General features: G+C 70.8%; 13 protein-coding genes. 6 read left to right on the forward strand and 7 right to left on the reverse strand.

The genetic code is table 11. The features are described 5' to 3' along the window. Nucleotides 1–7: 7 nt before the first annotated feature. A complete protein-coding gene (locus tag AB0E24_RS13390) occupies nucleotides 8–1,081 on the reverse strand; it encodes a PhzF family phenazine biosynthesis isomerase (protein WP_359376706.1) in 1,074 nt (357 codons plus the stop codon). A gap of 112 nt (nucleotides 1,082–1,193) precedes the next feature. On the opposite strand from AB0E24_RS13390, the gene AB0E24_RS13395 reads away from it, so the two are divergent. Continuing rightward, on the forward strand, nucleotides 1,194–2,096 hold the full coding sequence (locus tag AB0E24_RS13395) for a LysR family transcriptional regulator (protein ID WP_359376709.1): 903 nt from the start codon (nucleotides 1,194–1,196) through the stop codon (nucleotides 2,094–2,096). Nucleotides 2,097–2,203: 107 nt separating this feature from the next. Here the strand turns inward: AB0E24_RS13395 and AB0E24_RS13400 are convergent, their stop codons facing one another. Both AB0E24_RS13400 and AB0E24_RS13405 read right to left on the reverse strand, forming a co-directional pair. After that, the gene (locus AB0E24_RS13400; RefSeq protein WP_359376712.1) at nucleotides 2,204–2,635 is read right to left on the reverse strand and encodes an NUDIX hydrolase; all 432 of its coding nucleotides are present in this window, start codon (nucleotides 2,633–2,635) and stop codon (nucleotides 2,204–2,206) included. Beyond that, entirely contained in the window at nucleotides 2,625–3,512 is an 888-nt protein-coding gene (locus AB0E24_RS13405; protein WP_359376715.1) for a hypothetical protein, read from the reverse strand. Before AB0E24_RS13405 ends, AB0E24_RS13400 begins: the two co-directional genes overlap by 11 nt. A 349-nt stretch (nucleotides 3,513–3,861) precedes the next feature. Here AB0E24_RS13405 and AB0E24_RS13410 point away from each other — a divergent pair, with 349 nt between their 5' ends. Beyond that, a complete protein-coding gene (locus tag AB0E24_RS13410; protein ID WP_359376718.1) occupies nucleotides 3,862–5,226 on the forward strand; it encodes a hemolysin family protein in 1,365 nt (454 codons plus the stop codon). Continuing rightward, entirely contained in the window at nucleotides 5,223–6,239 is a 1,017-nt protein-coding gene (locus AB0E24_RS13415; protein WP_359376720.1) for a hemolysin family protein, read from the forward strand. Before AB0E24_RS13410 ends, AB0E24_RS13415 begins: the two co-directional genes overlap by 4 nt. A gap of 118 nt (nucleotides 6,240–6,357) precedes the next feature. On the opposite strand, the gene AB0E24_RS13420 is transcribed toward AB0E24_RS13415, so the two are convergent. Then, nucleotides 6,358–8,763: a serine/threonine-protein kinase gene (locus AB0E24_RS13420; protein ID WP_359376723.1), complete on the reverse strand. Its 2,406-nt coding sequence runs from the start codon at nucleotides 8,761–8,763 to the stop codon at nucleotides 6,358–6,360. A 342-nt stretch (nucleotides 8,764–9,105) separates the two neighbouring features. On the opposite strand from AB0E24_RS13420, the gene AB0E24_RS13425 reads away from it, so the two are divergent. Further along, nucleotides 9,106–9,840: a DUF4232 domain-containing protein gene (locus tag AB0E24_RS13425; RefSeq protein ID WP_069860274.1), complete on the forward strand. Its 735-nt coding sequence runs from the start codon at nucleotides 9,106–9,108 to the stop codon at nucleotides 9,838–9,840. A 178-nt stretch (nucleotides 9,841–10,018) separates the two neighbouring features. Continuing rightward, nucleotides 10,019–10,780, forward strand: a complete 762-nt coding sequence (locus AB0E24_RS13430) for a sulfite exporter TauE/SafE family protein (protein WP_251773363.1) — start codon at nucleotides 10,019–10,021, stop codon at nucleotides 10,778–10,780. Here the strand turns inward: AB0E24_RS13430 and AB0E24_RS13435 are convergent. Beyond that, complete coding sequence (locus AB0E24_RS13435; protein WP_069860272.1) at nucleotides 10,777–11,139, reverse strand: DUF5335 family protein; 363 nt, start codon at nucleotides 11,137–11,139, stop codon at nucleotides 10,777–10,779. The genes AB0E24_RS13430 and AB0E24_RS13435 overlap by 4 nt on opposite strands. Nucleotides 11,140–11,417: 278 nt before the next feature. Here AB0E24_RS13435 and AB0E24_RS13440 point away from each other — a divergent pair, with 278 nt between their 5' ends. Continuing rightward, nucleotides 11,418–11,855 (forward strand): nuclear transport factor 2 family protein, encoded by a 438-nt coding sequence (locus AB0E24_RS13440; protein WP_093702507.1) that lies wholly within the window; start codon nucleotides 11,418–11,420, stop codon nucleotides 11,853–11,855. On the opposite strand, the gene AB0E24_RS13445 is transcribed toward AB0E24_RS13440, so the two are convergent. Next, complete coding sequence (locus AB0E24_RS13445) at nucleotides 11,856–12,410, reverse strand: NUDIX hydrolase (protein WP_174884874.1); 555 nt, start codon at nucleotides 12,408–12,410, stop codon at nucleotides 11,856–11,858. Nucleotides 12,411–12,863: 453 nt separating this feature from the next. After that, nucleotides 12,864–16,067 (reverse strand): AfsR/SARP family transcriptional regulator, encoded by a 3,204-nt coding sequence (locus AB0E24_RS13450; RefSeq protein WP_359376728.1) that lies wholly within the window; start codon nucleotides 16,065–16,067, stop codon nucleotides 12,864–12,866. Between the last annotated feature and the right edge of the window lie 174 nt (nucleotides 16,068–16,241).

Raw genomic sequence — 16,241 nt, forward strand, 5'->3', positions numbered from 1 at the left:
CCGTTCCTCACACGGTCGACGGGATCGGGACGGCCTGTCCGCTGACCCGCACCCGGGGGTCGCCGGGCGTGACGTCGAGCAGGAGGTCGCTGGGACGGCCCATGTCCTCGCCCTGGCGGATACGGACCCGGGTCGGGCCGTCGACCAGGCCGAGTACCCGCAGATAGCCGCCGAAGGCGGCCGCCGCGGCACCGGTGGCCGGGTCCTCGACGACCCCGCCGACGGGGAACGGGTCGCGGGCGTGGAAGACGAAGCCCTGCGCGGGGCTGTCCGCGAGGCCGTCCCCGGAGTCCTTCGCGGGTCCGCCCGCGGAGGACTCCGGGGTCTCGCGCCACACCAGATGCACCGTGGTCCAGCCGCGCCGCCGCATCACCGCCTCCAGCGCGTCGTAGTCGTAGTCGAGGTCCGCCAGCCGCTCGCGCGTGGCGGCGGCGAGGACGAGGTGGTCGTTGCCCGCGTAGGCGACATGCGGGGGCAGGGCCGGGTCCAGGTCGTCCACGGACCAGCGCAGCGCCGCGAGCGTCGGCCCGATCTCCGTGCCCGGGTCGGCGGGGCGGGACCGCGTGGGCACGCTGGTGAGCGTGGCGCGGGGCGGGCCGTCGCCGTCGGCCGTGGTCTCGACGCGGATCTCGCCCGAGGCGGTGTCGAAGACCAGCTCACCAGGGCCGTCGCGCTCGGCCAGGGCCACGGCTGTGGCGATGGTGGCGTGCCCACAGAAGGCGACTTCGGCGAGTGGGCTGAAGTACCGCAGCCGGTAGCGGCGCGCGGCCTCGTCCCGCTCGGTGATGAACGCGGTCTCCGAGTAGCCGACCCGTGCGGCGACGGCGGTCATGGCGGCGTCGGCCGCGTCGGTCCCCTTGCCGTCCACGAGGGCCGCGGCGTCGAGGACCACACCGGCGGGATTGCCGCCGTCGGGGCGAGAGGTGAAGGCGGAGTAGTGCAGCACTTCGATGCCGGTGGTGCCGGTCGTGCCGGTGGTGCCGGTGGTGCCGGTCGTGCTGGTGGTGCTCGTGGTGCCGGTGGTGTCCGTGGTGGGCGCGGTGGCTGCGGCGTCCGTGGTGGCTGCGGTGGGTGCGGTCATGCCGTCCACGGTTCCACCGGATCGATATCGCGTCCAACGATTCCTTTCGCTGGAGGCGATCGAGAAACCCGATGGACCCTGGTGGCGGGCGGGTCTGCCTATCCTGACCGTCGTGGACACACGACTCCTGAAGACGTTCGCGGCGCTGGCGAGAGCCGGCAGCTTCACCGCGACCGCCGCCGAGCTCCATCTCGCCCAGTCCACCGTCACCGTCCAGATCCGCACCCTGGAGCGAGAACTGGGCACGCGCCTCTTCGACCGGCTGCCCTCAGGCGCCCTGCCGACCAGCGCGGGCCGCCGGCTGCTGACGGAGGCCGAGGAGGTCCTGGACGCCGAGGCCCGGCTGCGGGCGGTCGCGGCGGCCGGAAACGGCGACGGCGCGGACGGCGCGGTGGAGGGCCCCGTAGCCCTCGGCGCGGGTGAATCCCTGTGCGCCTCCCACCTCCCCCGAGTGATCGCTTCCCTGCGCCGCACCCACCCCGGGATAGACGTCCACCTCCACCCCGCGGGCAGCGCGGCGGCCGTCGAGGGGCTGCGTACGGGACGGCTCGACCTCGTACTCCTCCTCGAACAGGACGTGACCGACGCCGATCTCGTCGCCCGCCCCATCGCCCGGGAACCCCTCGTCTACCTCGCCGCCCCCGGCCACCCGATGGCCGGACACGAGGTGGGCTGGGACGAACTGGCCGGGCAGAGCTTCTTCGTCCACGAACAGGGCTGCTCCTACAGCGATCACCTCGTCCGCACCCTGCTCACCCTCCCGGGCCCGCCGCCCCGCCTCACCCGGTTCGGCAGCATCGAGGCCGCCCGCTCCTGTGTCGCGGCGGGCCTCGGCCTGACGCTGCTCCCCCGCGCCACGGTGGAGCGCCAGCTCGCCGACGGCCAGCTCGCGGAGGTACACGGCCCGCCCATCCCGCCGGTTCCCGTCCAGCTCACCCGCCACCGGCGCCGCTGGACCAGTCCGGCGGCACGGGCGGTGGCGGACGAGCTGACGCGGCTGCTCTCGGCGGGCTGACCCGGCTGTTGACGGCGTGCTGACGTGGCGGCTCGCGGCGTGAGCTGTGCGTCAGGCGAACGCCGGAGAACGCCGGACGAACGCCTGACGCGAGCGTCGGACCGGCGTCAGACCAGCGTGACGCCGTCGTGGGCGCGGATCGCCGGTGGGGTGGTGGCGTCGAGGGCGTCCAGGACGCGTATGGCGTACGCCTCGTCGGCGAGGTCGGGGACCTCGGCGCGGGTGGCCCAGCGCCAAGCGCGGGTGCGGGGGCCGGTGACGGGGGTGCCGTCGAGGGCCGTACAGCGGAAGACGAGGGAGACGGTGAGGTCGTTCATGTCCTTGTAGACCCCCGTGAGCGCGGCCGGGAGCGCGATCTTGACGCCCGTCTCCTCGAGGATTTCGCCCTGGAGGGCGTCGAGGGCGGTGCTCTCGGGGTCGAGCGCACCGCCCGGCGGCTCCCAGGTGCTGCCGTCGCGCCGTTTGATCAGCAGCGCTCGGCCGCGTTCGTCCACGATGACTCCGGCGACGCTGACGCGGTGCGGGCGGTCAGTTGTCACGTTTCTCGGCCTTCTCGGCCGGCTCGCTGTCGGCCGAGTCCTTCGAGTCCGCCGAGTCCTTCGACTCTTCCGAGCTCTTGGAGTCCGCCGAGCCCTTGGGGTCTTCGGAGCCCTTGGAGTCCGCCGAGTCCTTCGGGTCTTCTGAGTCCGCCGAGCCCTTGGAGTCTTCCGAGCTCTTCGGCTCGTCCAGCTCCTTCGACTCCTTCGGCTCCTTCGGCTGCTCCGGTTCTTCCGGCTCCTTCGAGTCTTCCGAGTCCGCCGAGTCCTCGAAATACTCGTCGAGCACTACGTCGAGCTCCGCCGTCCACTCCTTGAGGAGCTTTCGGGCCGGTGCCTCGACATCGGCCGTGTACCAACGCCGGTTGGTCGTATAGACCGTGATGCCGAACCGCTTCCCGAACCGCGGGGTGTCGACCTCCACCGCACCGATCTCGTCCCATCCGAACTCGGCCTTCTCGCCGTCGAGTTCGAACGTGACGCCACTGCGCGCAGCGCGGATCACACCGCGCCGGTCGGACACCTCGAAGACGGCCCCACCGTCCTCGTCCGCGCCGTCCTCGCGGTCCTTGTCCTCGCCGTCGGCGTCCGCTTCCCCGTCGGACGCGACGTCACTCGTCGTATCGGCTTCGCTGTCGGCATCGGCATCGGCATCGGCATCGGCTTCGGCGTCGGCGTCGGACTCCGCCTTGGCGTCGACGCCCTCGTCCTCGTCGGGCTCGTCCTCGGCCGTGACTTTCTCCGGCGGCCGCTCTGCTGCCTTGTCCGGGGTGTCCTCCTCCACATCGGCAGGGCGCGGGGACGTCAGGCCGGGGACATACCCCGGATCCGTCCCGGCTGTGTGAATGGGCGGGATGATCGGTCCAGTGCTCTGCTCCACGGCGGGAAGTATTGCGGATAAACCTGTGCCGCCGACAGGCAACCCCGCTCCCAATCGAGCGGACACGGAAAAGCCGCAGGTTACGCGGAGCCGATTTCGGCGCGGGCCGTAGCGGCGGCCCGGCGCCGCGCACCTTTACCGTCCCTTTACTATGGGTGTGGGGACACTTGACCTACTGACGTCTTCCCGGCGCCCTCCCAGCACCGTCCGAGCGATGAAGGAGCACCAGACCCGCAATGGGTGAACCTCCCAGTACCACCCGTGCCACCCCCCACCCGCCCCTCACCGGGGCGCCCCTGACCGGCTCGATCAGCTCGATCAGCTCGATCAGGGAAACGGGCGTGGCACGGTGACCGCGACCCTGCTGCTGCTTCTCGCGCTGGCCCTCACACTCGCCTGCGCGGTCTTCGTGGCCGCCGAGTTCTCCCTCACCACCGTCGAACGCGGCGACCTGGAGCGCGCCGCCGAAGCCGGTGAGCGCGGGGCCGACAGCGCGCTCACGGCGGTGCGCCGGCTGACGTTCCAGCTCTCCGGGGCCCAATTGGGCATCACCGTCACCTCCCTGGTGATCGGCATGCTCGCCGAGCCCTCGCTTGCCGTTCTCCTGGAGAGCCCGCTCACCGCGGCCGGCCTGCCCGAGGGCGCGGCGTCGACGGCCGCGGTGGTGCTGGGCGTGGCCGTGTCCACGGTGGTGCTGATGGTCGCCGGAGAACTGGTGCCCAAGAACTGGGCCATCTCCCGCCCCCTGCACGTGGCCAAGGCGGTCGCCGCCCCGCAGCGCGCCTTCACCGCCGCCTTCGCCCCGCTGATCCACCACCTCAACAACACGGCCAACCGTCTGGTGCGCCGCCTGGGCCTGGAGCCCGCCGAGGAGCTGGCCTCCGCCCGTACCCCGGACGAACTGGTCGCGCTGGCCCGCCACTCGGCCGCCGAGGGCGCGCTGGAGCAGGACGCGGCCGAGCTGTTCGTCCGTACGCTCCACCTGAGCGAGCTGACCGCCGAGAACGTGATGACCCCACGCGTGGACGTCCAGGCGCTGGAGGCCCACGCCACCGCCGCAGACGCCGCCAACCTCACCCTGGCCACCGGGCGTTCCCGCCTCCCCGTCTACCGCGACAGCCTGGACGAGGTGGTCGGCACCGTGCACATCCGCGACGTCCTCGCCCTCGACGCCGCCCGCCGCGCCACCACCCCCGTCACCGACCTGGCCACGCCCCCGCTCCTGGTCCCCGACAGCCTCCCGGTGGACCGGCTGCTGGACCGGCTGCGCGGCGCGCGCACCATGGCCGTCGTCATCGACGAGTACGGGGGCACGGCGGGGGTCGCCACCCTGGAGGACATCGTCGAGGAGGTCGTCGGCGACGTCCGCGACGAACACGACAGCGACGAGGCCCCCGGCCTGGTGCCCCTCGGCCCCGGCGCCTGGGAGGCGGACGGCGGCGTACGGCTGGACGAGCTCACCGGCATCGGCCTGACCGCGCCCGAGGGCCCGTACGAAACCGTCGCGGGCCTGCTGGCCACGGCCCTGAGGCGCATCCCGGCGGCCGGGGACACCTTCGTGACCGATGGCTGGCAGCTCACGGTCCTGAAGGTGGACCACCACCGGGCCGACCGCGTACGGATCACCGAGGTCACCGAGAGCGCGCGGCGTGCCGAGACCCCCGAGACCTCCGAGACCCCGAAGAACTCCGCAACCCCCGAGGCCCCCCGATGACCGTCCTCCAACTCGCCATCGGCGCCCTCACCCTCCTCACCAACGCCTTCTTCGTCGGTGCCGAATTCGCCCTGATCTCCGTGCGCCGCAGCCAGATCGAGCCGCGCGCACAGGCGGGGGAGAAGCGGGCACGCGGTGTGCTGTGGGCGCTGGAGCACCTGTCCGCGCTGATGGCCACGGCCCAGCTCGGCATCACCATCTCCTCCCTCGTCCTGGGCGCGGTCGCCGAACCGGCCATCGCCCATCTGCTGGAGCCGGTCTTCGACGCCGTCCATGTCCCGCACGCCCTGGTGCATCCGATCGCGTTCGTCCTCGCGCTCACGGCGGCCACGTATCTCCACATGCTCATCGGCGAGATGGTCCCCAAGAACATCGCCCTCGCCGCCCCCGAGCGCACCGCGCTCCTCCTCGGCCCGCCGCTGGTGGCACTCACCCGCCTCCTGCGCCCCGTCGTCTTCGGCGTCAACGCCTTCGCCAACGGCGTGCTGCGGCTGCTGAAGGTCGAGCCCAAGGACGAGATCGAGTCGGTCTTCACGGACGCCGAACTGATCCGGCTGGTACGGGACTCCAGCGACGCCGGGCTGCTCGGCACGTCCGGCGGCGACCGGCTGCGCGACGCCCTGGAACTGGGCACGCGGCGAGTCGGCGACATCCTCGTCCCGCTCGACGCGATGGTCACCGTCGACCACCGCGTCACCCCCGCCCGACTGGAGCGCGCGGCGGCCGCATCCGGCTACTCACGCCTCCCGGTCACCGGCCCCGGCGGCGCCATCCTGGGCTACCTCCACATCAAGGACACCCTCGGCATCACCGACCGGGACCGCTCCTTCCCCCGCACCGCCGTGCACACCGTCCCCCGCGTCCACGCCGAAACCCCGCTGGACGACACCCTCGCCACCCTGCGCGCCACCGGCGCCCACCTGGCCGCGGTGACGTCCGACACCGGCACGGTCCTGGGCTTCGTCACGATGACGGACGTCCTGGGAGAACTCGTGGGCGCGGCTCGGACGTAGCGACGTCGAACGAGCAACGCAGCGGGACCTGCGGACAAAACGGACGGACGAGATAGGCGATAGGCGAGACGGGCAAGACGGAAAAGATGGGCAAGACAGAAGAGACGGGGAAGACAGATCAGGCCGATGGCCGGGCCGAGGGCCGGTCCGGACGCATGGAGAACACCGTGTCCCCGGCCATCGCCACGATCGCGTCCTTGACGAGCAGCACCGTCGGCTCCGTGTCCTGCGCCGCGGTCCCGGGGTCCTCCAGTGCGGATGTGCGCCACGCCTCCTTGCCGTCGTCCACGTTCAGCGCCAGCAGACGGCCGAAGCGGTTGGCGAAGTACAGCTTCCCGTACCGCCTGGACAGCACGGGCGCGGACAGGCTCTCCGTCTCCGTCGCACGCTGCCACAGCTCCCGGCCGCTGTCCGCCGCCACCGCGGTGACCATCCCGTTGGGACGGACGAAGTAGACGGTGCCGTGCAGCAGGGTCGGCTTGCCGAGCACCGGGCGCCGCAGCGGGATCCGCTTGAGCTCGCCGGTGCGCGGATCGACCCGCACCATGGCCTTGTACGGGCGCTCGTACCCCGAGTCGTACACCTCCTTCGTGGTCTGCGCCACCACGAACAGCGGCTTGCCCTGGAGCGCGCCGACGGTCAGCGTCTTCTCCGGAAGGGTGGTGAGCGTGCGCCGTGTGCCATCGGAGGGGTCGAGCCGCAGCAGGTCGTACGGGCCCTCGGCGGCCAGGCCATGGGAGTCGGTGGGCGCGCACATGCCGTACGGCGCGCCGCCCAGCACCGTCGGCTCGCAGAACTTCCCCTCCGGCGTGGGCGACTGCCACAGCGGCTCGCCCGACGCCCCGTAGGCGATGAGCTGTCGGCTGTCCGACGACAGCGTCAGCACCCCGCCGCGGAACGGTCGCACCGTCGCGGATTCGCTGATCCGCCTCTCCCACCGCTGCTTCTCGGTGGCGGCGTCCAGGGCCACCACCGACCGCCGTCCGTCCTGCGACTCCCGGTAGCCGTAGACGATTCCGTCCCGTACGCCGATCGGCGGCGCCGCTTGGGGGCGGGAGCCCCAGCGCCACTTGACGCGGCCGCTGGCGGCGTCGACCTTGGCGATCGTGAAGCCGTTTCCACCGCAGTACAGGGTCCGGCCGCTCTCCGAGACACATCCGGGCTCGTTGTAGACGAGGGGCGGTCCCTCGGTCTCGACCCGCAGATCCGTCCGCCACGGCCGCCAGCCCGCGGGGAGCGACGCGGGCGGCTGGGAGTGCGCGGTGGTGGTGGACGGGTCGCCCGACGACTCCCCCCTGTCCGGGGCGAAGACCGCCGCCGCGACGCTCAGCCCGGTGACGCCCAGGGCCACCCCGACGGTGGTGACGACGAGCCGCCGCCGGGCTCCCTGCGCCGGTCGGGTGTCCTCTGTCTCGGGCGGCGGGGAGACGGGAGGACGCCCGGCGCCGGCCGTTGCGGGGCCGTCGACAGTCGTCTCAGGGCCGTGAGCCGTGGTCGCGGGGCCGTGGGCCGCCCCAGGGCCGTGAGCCGTAGCCCCGGGGCCGTGGGCCGTACGTGCGGGGTGCGGCGTGACCGGGCCATGGGCCGTCCCGGGCCCCGGCCCCCCGGCAGACGCCCCCTCAACCCCCGCCGCGTCCCCGCCTTCCCTGACTTCCCCACTTTCGCCGCCTTCGCCGTCCTCCCCGCCTTGGGCGCTCACCCGCTCCGCCGCCGGGAAGTCCGGCAGCGCGCGCAGCACGCGGTGGAGCTCCTCCAACTCCGGCCGGGCCTCCGGCGCCTTGGCCAGACAGCGCTCGGCGATGACCCGCAGCGGTTCAGGCACCCCCTCCAGCGTCGGATGTTCGTACATCACCTGGTAGCCCGACAGGTAAGGGCTGTCGGACTCGAAGGGACTGCTGCCCCGCGCAGCGAACACCAGTAGCGACCCCAGCGAGAACACATCCGACGCGGCCGTCACCCCCCGCGGGCTGCGCAGTTGCTCCGGTGACATGAACGGCGGGGTGCCGAGCACCCGCCCGATGGTGACGGTGAGCGTCTGGCTGTCGACGGCGCGGGAGATGCCGAAGTCGATGACGCGCGGCCCGTCCTCGGCCATCAGGATGTTGGCGGGCTTGAGGTCCCGGTGCACCACCCCGGCCCGGTGGATGTCGCGCAGCGCCTCGACCAGTCCGAGGCCGAGCGTCCGCAACTCCCGCCCGCTCAAGGGGCCGTTCTTCCGTACGACCTCGGAGAGGGTGCTCCCCGGTACGTACAGCGTGGCCATCCACGGCCGGTCGGCCTCCGGATCCGCGTCCACCACGGGGGCGGTGAACGCACCGCTCACCCGCCGCGCCGCCGCGACCTCCTGCCGGAAGCGGGTCCGGAACTCCTCGTCCCGCGCGTACTGCTCATGGACCAGTTTGATCGCGACCTGCCGCCCCGAGGCCGCACGCGCGAGATAAACGACGCCCATGCCGCCCTGCCCGAGCCGGTCGACCAGGGCATAGCCGCCTATGGATTCCGGATCCCCGGTGGCCAGCGGCATCGCCGATCCCCTCTCCCGCGCCTCTCCCGCGCCGTCTCCGCGTCTTGAACGGCCCTACCGGAGACCACATTAGGTCGGTCGCGGGCATCGGTGGACCAAGTGGCCGATGACGTGGCGGAACGGTGACCTCCGGTACGCCCGGCGATGCGTTAGCGCGGCGTTAGCGGAACGGCGTCGGGGCGGCAGCGTTGCGTCAGCGGACCAAGGAAAACTCATAGTCACACCGAGCCGGTGAGCACACCGGCCGGACCGCAGACCCGCAGACCGCGGGCCCGCGGACCGCAGCTCCACACCCCGCGGCCACGCAGACCGCGGACCGCAGACCCACAGGAGGAACCCGCCATGTACGCCACCGCCTTCCGCCGCGGCCGCACCGTCCGTACCATCGCCGCCTCGATCGTGGCCGTCGCCGCCCTGAGCCTGACCGCGGCGTGCGGCGGGGACGGCGACGGGGGTTCCGACAACGCGGGCAAGGCGAACTCGTCGGCCCCGGCGTCTTCGGGCGGACAGGATGCGGGCACCGAGAAGGGCACGGACGCGGCGAACGGTGCGGGCGAGTCGGGTACCGCGGACAAGGGCGACAAGGGCGGCAAGAGCGGCGCCGCGGACGTCAAGGACGCGAAGGCGCAGGCCCAGAAGCCCGGCGCGGCGTCCGACGACGAGCCGATCGGCGACTGCGACATCAACAAGACGGTCCTCTCCGTCCAGAACGTCAAGAACCCCATCAACCACATGCTGCTGAAGGCGACCAACGGGGCCGGTGTGGACTGCAAGCTGGTCGGCTACCCGAGCCTGAAGTTCGGCGCCGACGCGCAGGCCGCCACTCCGGTGAACGAGGACAGCAAGCCGCAGTCCGTCGTCGTGCTCGCCCCGGGCGAGAGCGCCTACGCGGGCATCACCACCTCCGCGGCGGACGGCTCGGGCGACGAGGGCAGCAAGATCGACTCGCTTGAGGTGTTCATCGACGGGAACGAGGACTCCGCCAAGGTCGAACTGCCCGGTGGCTCGGTCTTCGTCGACAGCGCCGCCCGGGTCACGTACTGGCAGACGGACCTCCAGGACGCTCTGTCCTGGTAAGACGCCCTGCTCTGGTAACGCGACGACGCAACGCGACACCGCTGCCACATGCAGATCGCATACACATACATGAACTCTGTCTTGCATACGGGACGCCACCCCTGTGAGGATGAGGCGCGGCGCCGCCCACGCGGCGCACGCTGACGCACACATGGACCGGCACAGGGGTGGGGGACGGATGGACATCGGTTCCGTCGCCCTGCTGGTGTCGGCCGGGGTGGCATCCGGACTCGCCGGTTCGATCGCGGGACTGGCCTCGCTGTTCAGCTATCCGGCGCTGCTCGCGGTGGGGCTGCCGCCGGTGGCCGCCAATGTGACCAACACGGTGGCCCTGTTCTCCAACACCGTCGGCACCGCGGCGGGCTCCCGCACCGAACTCCGCGGCCAGCGCGACCGCCTCCTGCGGCTGTGCGCCATCGCGGCCCTGGGCGGCGCGGTCGGAGCCGCCCTCCTGCTGGGAACGCCGTCCTCCGCCTTCGAGGCCGTCGTACCGTGGCTGATCGCCCTCAGCTCGGTACTGATCCTGGTCCGTGATCCGCTCCGCCGGCTCATGGCCTCCCGCGCACGCTCCGTCGTGCACCACACCGCCCGCCCCAGCCTCCCGCTGGCGTCCGCGGTCCTGCTGGTCGGCCTGTACGGCGGCTACTTCGGCGCGGCCTCGGGCGTGCTGATGCTGGCGGTGCTCTCGCTGTCGGCGACGGAACCCCTCCCGGTCACCAATGCCGTGAAGAACGTCGCCACGGGTGCCGCCAACATCGTGGCCGCCATCGCCTACGTCGCCGTCGCACCCGTGAACTGGGCCGCCGCCGTATCCCTCGGCCTCGGCGCCCTCCTGGGCAGCTCACTCGGCCCTCTGGTCGTCCGCCGTCTGCCGGAAACCCCGCTCCGGATCGCCATCGCGCTCGGCGGCCTCGGCCTGGCGATCTCCCTGTGGCGCTAACCCGCCGTCCCCGACTCCTCCGGGTAGAAGGTGATCAAGGTGGCGGTGCCATCCGGCGCGACGACGCGTACGGCCGCCTCCGGGATGTCCTCCGTGGCCACATCGACCTCGGTGGGATGCGACACCATGTGCCGCAGCACCACCGGATACCGCGGCGACTTCCCGCCCACGGCACCGATCACCGTGTCGTCCTTCGGGTCGTAGGCGAGGGAGGAGAAGGGCAGCCGCTCGGCCTCGTACTGGTGCCCGACCGAGGGCTCCAGCACCTCGATGGTGGCGAGTTCGCCCTGGTGCTCGGCCGTGATCTGATCGAGTGTGGTCCGCCACTCCCCGCGATCGAACGCTGTGGAACCGGCCATCGCCGATCCTCCCTCCGCACTCGTGCCGCTACTGCGCCCCCTCCCACCCACGCTCGCCACCACCACCCCCGCCCGCCACGTCCACCCAGGTCGAACCGCCCCACCCCCGCTTGACCTCCCCGCACAAGCGCGACCGCACAACCGGGCCCCACAACCAGGCCACCCGCGACGGCATTACCCGGGACGGTCGGCATTACCCGGGACGTAATCGCCCCGGACCGCCGCCCCCGGCAGCATGGTGATCGCTCCCCGCAAGGTTTCCGATCGAAGGGATCCCCATGTCCTTGGCCGCACCCTTGACCACCCGCGCGCTGGTGGAGGAACTGCTGCGCCGCATCGGCGAGGGCGACCCCGAGCGCATCGCCGAGCTGTACGCCGAGCGCAGCGACTGGAAACTGGACTGGCCGGAGGCCGAACACGGCCGCCCGGCCACCCCTTGGATTCGCCACCGGTCCACCCGCGAGGACGTAGCCGCCCACTTCCGCGACCTGGCCCATCACCATGTGCCCGAGCAGGCGGCCACCGAGATCGAGCGCATCCTCGTCGACGGCGACGACGCGGTCGTCCTGGGCGAGATCCGCCAGACCGCCCGGGCCACCGGACGCGCCTATCGCGCGCGGTTCGCCCTGCACCTCACGCTCGAAGGCGGCCTGGTCACCCGGCACCACGTCTACGAGGACAGCCTCGCCGTGGCCCAGGCGTTCAGTAAGGACTGATCAGCGCACGAGCAGGGGCTCAACCCGGGATAGAGTGTCCAGGACGTTCGCCTCGGTAATGGCCATCCGCGCCTCGTCCGGCGTCAGCCAGCGCAGCGGCGCGTCCGGATTCTCCGGCCGTACGGCCTCGGGGACATTGGTGGCCAGCACAAAACGCACATCCGCATGCTCATGCGCCGGCTCCCGGCTGTTCTCGGGAACCGGAACGATCACCAGATGCCGCACCTCCGCATCCGGCCACGGAGCCAGATCCGGCAACCCCGTCTCCTCCCGCCCCTCCCGCAAGGCGATGGCAAGCGGGTCGTACTCCCCCGGATCGGCATGCCCGCCCACGAGCAACCACGACTGAAGATGCTGGTGCCATCGAAGCAGAACCCGCCCACTGTCGGGGTGCACAATCAGGGCAGAGCCGGTGATATGAAGCGGACTCTCCCGCTCCCAAGGAGCCCCCGCCTCAACGGCACCACGGACCCGCTCAAGGTCGGAGTGTTCCATGGTGGTCTTCGGCCGGTAGCCCGTAAGGACATGAAGGACTGCGTGCTCGGCTGTGGCCATGCGCGGATCCTAACGACGCGAGGTGCCCGAGGGCGCGAGATTTTCGGGGCGGGGCGGTCACACACAGACAAGCCCCGGGCCGGTGGTGCGGCCCGGGGCTTGGCATCCGCTCACTGTGCAGAGCTGCCTTGCTTATCGCTTACCTTCGTGGGCATGCACACGCCCTCACCGCTTGCTTTCGTGTGCATGGCCACGACCTCGTCGCTTGCCTTCGCGGGCGTGGACACGGCAGATGCCGACGCTGCTCCCAGAAACGTTACTCCTACAGTGATAGCCGCCACAGCGGTTGCGGCCAGAAAAGCACCCTGGATGCGTGACAACGCCAACCTCATTCGCCATTCGGTGTTGCTGTTCAGGCGGTGAGGCTAGCTGATCAGTGCCTTGTTTGTCGAAACTGAGTTCGCCGGGTACACGTTCGATTTAATTGTTCGATCAAGAGGCAAGGAAAACGAACTATCCTTCGGTAGTCAAGTTCGCCGTGCCGCCGCCGAACCCAGCCAAGCGACTGCTAATTCGCTCCGCTTCAGATGCGTCCAACGGGCGCAGTACTGAGAGCGCTCTCTGTAGCAGCTCTCGTGCTTGCGTCACATCGCCCGTCGCCAGCCGGACCTCGGCGAGGAGTGCCTGGGCCCGGGCCTCGTCATCGCGCGCGTTGGCCTTGTGCGCGGTGGCTATGGATGCCTCCAAGTGCCGCCTCGCGGAGTCCAGTCGGCCACCGTTGAGTTCGATCCGTCCCAGGCCACGCAGCGCGCGCGTGATCTCCGGAGTTGCTCCGATATCGCGGGCGATGTCCAGGGCCTTCTGATGGTGGTCGGCGGACGCGTCGGCGGAGCCCTCCTCGAGGTGCGCTTCCCCTAGTCCGTTGTGCGCTGTCGCCTGACTCTTCCTATCGCCCAATAGGCGAAATTCTGTCAATGCCTGCTGGTGCAGGGCGAGTGCGCGGCCGGCTTCTCCGGTTTTGGCAAGGCTCGCGGCCAGGTTGGTGCGCACCGTTGCCTGTGTGTAGGGATTTCCCGCGGACTCCGTCAGGGGGAGTAATTCCTCGAAAGCCTTCCGGGCCTGTATGTGGTCGCCTCTGCGCGAGTACAGGTCGCCTAGGTTATTCAATGTTCTAATGACACCCGACTGGTCACCTGCGGACCGAAAACCGAATAGCGCCGTGCGGAAGTGATCGAGTGCGCGTTCTGGTTCGCCGAGATCGAGCAGGGAGATCGCAATGTTGTTGCGAGATCGGGCTTCATTCCAGACGTTTCCTGTCATCACCCCGATCGCGAGTGCCTTCTGGTGCAGCGTGACCGATGCCTCGTACCCACCCTGATGCCAATGAATGATCCCAAGGCTCCGGTACGCCTCCCATTCCGCCTCCCGGTCCCCCGTCGCCCGTGCGATCTCCAGTGCCCGCTCGCCCGCCTCCACGGCCTGCGCGTAGCGGCCCGTGTTGGCGTGGTTGGAGCTGAGGCAGAGCAGGGCGTGGCACAGGGCCGGTTGGTCGGCGGTGCGGGACCAGTGGTCGGCGGCGTGCTGGAGGATGTCGGCGGCCTCCGGCCAATGGCATTCGGCCTCCAGGAAACCGGCCAGGGCATGGGCGAGCCGGGCCGCGGACTCCGGTGAGCCGTGGGTGCGGGCGTGGCGCTCGGCGGCCAGGAGGTTGCCGCGTTCGGCGGTGAACCAGGCGCGTGCCTCATCGGCGTTCCGCATGCGGGGGAGGGCCGGAAGCTGATCCGTACCGTCCGTGGCGAGCCGGATCCGCCGTGGGTACGCCATGCGGTCGGCGTGTTCCGCGGCCCGCAGAGAGAAGGTGATCAGCCGGGCCAGAGCCTCTTCGCGCTCCCGCTCCTCGTCTTCCGAAAAGGCGAGCATGCGGGCGTAATCGCCCAGGAGGTCGTGATATCGATACCGGTCCGGGACCGGTTCCCGGAGGAGATGGCACTCCAGCAGGGATTCAATCAGCCGTTCCGTTTCCTCGGCCGGAAGATCGAGTAGTACGGCGGCCGATTCGGCCGTGAAGTCAGGCCCCGGATGCAGTCCCAGGCGCCGGAACGTGGTGCGCTGTGCCGTGTCGAGGGCCCGGTAGGAAAGGGAGAAAGCGCGCAAAATCTCCTGGTCGGCATTGCGGATCTCGCCGAGGGGCCCGGGGCTGCGGGCCAGGCGTTCGCCCAGGGTGGTCAGGGTCCAGGAGGGCCGGGAACGGAATCGGTTGGCCACCAATTCGATGGCGAGCGGCAGATGGCCGCATAGGCGCACAATGCGGGTGGTCTCCGTGATGTCCTGGGTCCTTGCCGCACCCGCGAAACTCCGGAAGAGCGTGATCGCGTCATCGGTCGGCAGCACGTCCAGGGCAAGCGGCACCGCATGCGGAAGCCCGGTCAGATGCCGGCGGCTGGTGACGATGGTCAGGGTCGGCGAATTGCCGGGCAGCAGGGGCGCCACCTGGTCGGGGCCCGCCGCGTCGTCCAGCACGATGACGGCTCGGCGGTCGGCGATGGTGGTCCGCCACAGGGCGATCAACTCGTCCAGCCGGACGGGGATCGTATCGGCGGGCGCTCCGAACAGCCGCAGCAACCTGGCGAGGGCCGCGTCCGGGCTCAGCGGTTCCTGGGAGGGCGAGTGGCCGTGCAGGTCCAGGAAGACCTGGCCGGCAGGGAAGCGAGGAGCCAGTGTCCGAGCCGTGTCCACCGCGACCGCGGTCTTCCCGACCCCGGCCATCCCGCTCACCGTTTCCACCGTCAGCACCGCCCCTCCCCCCGGCTCCGCGCCGATGGAGGCCATCAGGGCGTCGAGTTCGGAGCGCCTGCCGATGAGCGGAGGCTGGTACGGGAGGTTCCGGGGCGGAGGCTGGTCGGCGGAACTCCCTCCGGGAGAAGGTTCGGAGGACGCCCCGGCCGCGGCGGTCCGGACGAGCCCGTCCACTGGTTTCCGGTCGAGAACACCCCGGTGGATGCGGTCCAGTTCGGCACCCGGGCGCGAGCCGAATTCCGACATCAGCAGCTGACGGGCCTGCTGATGCACCCGTAAGGCGTCCGTGTATCGGCCGCTGCCGTAGTACGCCAGCATCAACTGGCCTGCCACCGTCTCGTCCTCCGGGCGCTGGCGCACCATGGCCGACAGCTCCCCGATCGAGTCCGCGAAACGGCCGAGCCGGTGGAGAGCCGCGATACGGGAAATGGTCGCGTGGAGACGGCGTTCGGCGAGCGTCGCGCGTACGGTTTCGGCCCAGGTGCCGGGGAGCCCGGCGAGGGCCTCGCCCTGCCAGAGGTCTTCGGCGCGGGCGAGGAGGTCCACGACGCGTTCGTCGTCCCCGCTGGTCGCCGCCGCTCCGGCCAGATCGGTGAGGCGCTGGAAGCGATTCAGGTCGACCGAGTCGGGGTCGGTGTCCAGCACATAGGTGTGGGCCCGGCTGGTGATGCGCGGGGCGCTCGGCCCCGTACCCGCGAGGCGTAGATGCTTACGTACCCGAGAGATGTATGTGTGTGCGTTCTCGCGGGCGCGCGGTAGAGCCTTGCCGTCCCAGAGCCGGTCCATGAGCGCGTTCATGGAGACGGGGCGGCCCACTTCCAGTGCCAGAGCGGCCAGCAGGGTTCGTTCCTTGTCCGAACCGAGCTTCAGTTGCCGACCCTCCAGCCGAAGCTCCACCGGCCCGAGTAAGTGGATGTCCACCAGCGTCCTCCCGCTGGTCTGTCCGTTTTTCAGCGAGCATGGCACGGGGTGGGTGAGGCCGCCATACGTCGTTCGCCGGGCACTGGCCGATTCACGTCATCGGACGTTCCCGGGCGCATCGCCGAAGCCCCGTTGGGGGTAGGACCGGACTGATCAACACAAACGGTGACCGAC

The sequence above is a fragment of the Streptomyces malaysiensis subsp. malaysiensis genome (genome assembly GCF_040653035.1).
Lineage (GTDB): Bacteria > Actinomycetota > Actinomycetes > Streptomycetales > Streptomycetaceae > Streptomyces > Streptomyces malaysiensis.